The following is a 3987-nucleotide window of genomic DNA, read 5'->3' as shown; positions in this document are numbered from 1 at the left end:
CGTATTGTACAATACGCGAGCGGGGACGCTCGCACTACAATAAAAAAATGCTTTTTACAAAACTGAGATGCTCCCTTCGTCATTCTTACACGAAAAACAAAAAAGACTACCCAACCATGACAAATGACCGCCGCTTAATTGAAGACTTTATCCCTATCAAAGAAATCTCGGTAGAAGCTGCACGGGAGAAGTCGATTCGCAAAGGTCACATTTCCACCCTACATTTATGGTGGGCGAGACGGCCTTTAGTCGCAGCAAGAGCGGCGGTTTTTGCATCCCTAATAGCGGCACCAGAAACACCACAGAAGCGCACAGCATTGAAACAAGCAATGATTGATTTGTGTAAATGGGAAGCTGGACAACCTACTCTTGATAAAGCCAGAAAGCAAATCCTAGAAGCGCAAAAACTTCGCCTGAATTTACCGCCAGAAACACCATTAAATCAAGTGCCGCCACCAAAGGTTTTAGATATGTTTTCTGGCGGCGGGGCTATTCCGTTAGAAGCGTTGCGTTTGGGGTGCGAAACCTACGCAGTTGAACTCAATCCCGTGGCTCATATTATTGAGCTTTGTACCCTAGTTTATCCCCAAAAGTACGGCAGAAAATTAGCCGATGAGGTGGAAAAATGGGGCAATTGGGTGATTCAAAAGGTGCGGGCAGAAATGGGTGACTTATACCCTGATATTAAGGTGGGGGAAGTTGTGCCGCAGGAATCTGAGCAATTAGAGTTATTTGCACCAAAAGTTAAGCAGTTAACTCTCGCACAAAATATTACTCCTGTTGCATATTTATGGACGCGAACGGTTAAATGTCCTAACCCTGGTTGTGGCGCTGATGTTCCTTTGGTGCGGCAAACTTGGCTTTGCAAGAAGTCTAAAAAGTATGTTGCACTTAAGGTGATTCCTAATCACGAAACAAAGCGGGTTGAGTTTGAAGTTGTCGAGTCTGCAACGGAAAAAGGGTTAGGTTTTGACCCGGCGGCGGGTAGTTCGCGGGGAACTTCGACTTGTCGTCATTGCGGGACAACATCTAAGACAAATTATATTAAAGAACAGGGAAAAGCTGGCAAGATTGGGCAGCAATTGATGGCGATTGTCTGTACAACTTCGGGAGAACAAGGTAAAACTTATTTAGCGGGAAGTTCATATAATTACTATATTCCTAATGAGGCTGAATTAAAGAATCGCTTAGAAAATCTTTGTGCTGAAACAGGGTTAACTATTCCTAATGAACCTTTACCTGATTATGGAGTTCTCGGTTTCCGAGTACAACCCTATGGCTTATTGAAATGGTCAGATTTATTTACCTCCCGTCAATTGCTGTCGCTGATGACGTTTGTTAAGTGGGTGAGGTTGGCGCATCAGGAGATGTTGTCTCAGGGGTATGAGGAGGAATTAGGGAAAGCCGTTGCAACTTATCTCAGTCTTGGGGTTACAAAAGTTGCTAATAGAGGTAGTAACTTGGGGGTTTACCATACAGGGCGCGAAACTATAGAAAGCCCTATTGGTAGCGGCCGGCTACCGATGTGTTGGGACTTTCCCGAAACTAACCCAATTGGAGGGAGTTCTGGTAACTATTCTGACGGTTTAGACTGGACTATTCAAAACGTGCGAAACTTGGCAGAAATTAGTAATGTAGCAATCGCTAAAAGACAGCCTTGCCAAAAATTAGATTTATCCGATTCTAGCTTAGATGCAGTTATTACTGATCCTCCTTATTTTGATGCTGTTCCCTATTCTGATTTATCAGACTATTTTTATGTATGGCTAAAACGCAGTATTGGACATCTTTTCCCCGAACATTTTTCTAGTCAACTTACCCCCAAAAAAAACGAAGCCATTATGGAACCTTCACGACATGGGGGAGACAAGAAAAAAGCAGCCCAAGCTTATGAAGACTTGATGCACAAAGCATTTTGTGAAGCCAGCAGAGTGCTAAAACCAGGGGGCATGATGGTTGTAGTTTATGCCCACAAAACTACCGCCGGTTGGTCAACATTAATTGATTCTCTCAGGCGGGCTAAATTTACCATTACTGAAGCATGGCCGCTTGATACTGAACAGCAAGGAGGATTGCGCGGTCTTAGGGCCTCTCTCGCTTCCAGTATCTTTTTAGTTGCCAGAAAACGGGAAAAACCCCACCCTAACCTTCCCCTTACTAAGGTGAGGGAACAAGAATTATCTAACTTCCCCCCTTACCAAGGGGGAACTGAAGGGGGTACTGGCGACTACGCTACAGAAGTCCGCCCATTGCTATCAGAAATCGTGCGCGACAGAGTAAAAACCCTGATGTCAGAAGGAGTTGCCGGCGCAGACTTAGTAATAGCTTGCATCGGTGCCGGACTCCGCGCCTACACCCAATTTGACCGCGTAGAACTCCCCAACGGAGACGAATTAGATGCCAGTTCTTTCCTAGATGAAGTACAAAAAGAAGTAGCTGAAACCATCTTGGGCACAGTCTTAGGATGCGACCAAAAAGGAGTCTCAGCCGTTGATAAACCCACCCAATATTACATTCTGGGACGCTACGAATACGGCGAAGCCATTGTCGAATTTGACGAAGCCAACACCCTAGCGCGAGGTATAGGTGTCGAATTAGACGGCGCTAGCGGTTTAACTGACGGCAAACTTGCCCTAGTCAAAAAAACCAAAAATCAAATCCAACTCAAAGACTATCAAGAACGCGGCGCATTAGAAGACTTAGGCATTCAAAAAACCGAAAAAGAGCAAACCTTCAACGTCAAACCCCAAGCCATAGGCAACGCCCCTAGCTTAATTGACATCCTGCACCGCTTGCTGTGGCTATCAGAAAATAGACCACAAGGCATCTATGAATTTTTGAGTTTAGCACAGCCAGACACCACCCAATTGCAGTTAGTAGCCCAAGCCTTAGCGGGTCGTGCTTTAACACCAGAGGCAGGAGGAATCGAAGGCCACACTACGAACCGTACCAAGGAACAGCAAACAATAGACACCTTACTAGCATCTTGGAAGCGACTTATAGAAGAAAACTTATTTACTAAAGGGAGTTAAATTTCAACCATGTCTTACAGTGAATTTAGTTTAGATAAAGCCGTCAAAACCTTTAAGTTAATAACCTCAGAACGAGTTAACTTATTCGCCGAAACCGCTGAGAGAGAATGCAGCAACATTTTAACCCAAACCCTGCAATATAACGTACCTTTAGCCCTAGCAATGAATACAGAAAAAGCCCGTTCTGAGTTAATTATTGCTCCAATTTTACTAGAATTGAGGAGACAACTGCAAGATAAAATTAGTTTATTCTCAGGAACCGAGTTTAATATTGCCCCCGAATTAGGTTTAAATGGAATTTGCGATTTTCTGATTAGCAAAGACCCCGAATTACTGTTTATTCGTTCGCCCGTTGTAGCCCTAGTAGAAGCCAAGAAAGAAAATATTAATAGCGGTTTGGGGCAGTGTGTAGCCGAAATGGTAGCAGCAAAACTATTTAACGAACAAGAAGGCAATAATATCGGCACTATTTATGGGGTTGTCACTTCGGGCAATATTTGGAAATTTCTTAAGTTAGAAGCACAAGTTATCAGTATTGATGCGGTCGAATATTATCTGCAAAACCTTCCTAAAATTCTCGGTATTTTAGTAAGTTTTCTTCCCGATTAAAGCTCAAGAAACCGGGTTTTTCACTTTAATTGAGGGTTTTTGGCTAGTATTTGGGTTAGGACTTACGCAATCATCCCAGGTATGGGGGCAACCACGGGGGGTTTGCCCCTACAAAACACTATATATTGAGGCTGTGCGTAAGTCCTGTGGGTAAAAAAACCCGGTTTCTGGCTACCATAATGCAATACGGTTCAGTTAACGGTTTGTATCGCCCGGAGATCCCCCTAAATCCCCCTGATTGTTGGGGAGTAGGGGTTGACTTTGAGGAATTTCTTGTGGGAGTATCTCAGTTTTGCATTTACAGTGCGAGCGTCCCCGCTCGCGTATTGTACAATACGCGAGCGGG

3 protein-coding genes are annotated in these 3987 nt (G+C 44.1%); all 3 read left to right on the top strand.

Annotated elements, in window-relative coordinates; translation table 11 throughout:
- Positions 1-116 precede the first annotated feature (116 nt).
- Positions 117-3032: a DUF1156 domain-containing protein gene (locus QUB16_RS32950; protein WP_333322573.1), complete on the top strand. Its 2916-nt coding sequence runs from the start codon at positions 117-119 to the stop codon at positions 3030-3032.
- A 9-nt stretch (positions 3033-3041) separates the two neighbouring features.
- Positions 3042-3641, top strand: coding sequence for a hypothetical protein (locus QUB16_RS32945; RefSeq protein ID WP_333288987.1), 600 nt, complete (start codon positions 3042-3044; stop codon positions 3639-3641).
- Between the two features lie 146 nt (positions 3642-3787).
- Positions 3788-3987 (top strand): hypothetical protein (locus tag QUB16_RS32940; RefSeq protein WP_333322572.1); only part of this gene is annotated, 200 nt, incomplete at its 3' end.

Origin of the sequence: Microcoleus sp. D3_18a_C4 (assembly GCF_036702415.1) — a bacterium.
In the GTDB taxonomy this organism is placed as follows: Bacteria; Cyanobacteriota; Cyanobacteriia; order Cyanobacteriales; family Microcoleaceae; genus Microcoleus.
The sequence above is the reverse complement of the archived record's forward strand: the minus strand, read 5'-3'. Positions and strand labels throughout refer to the sequence as shown.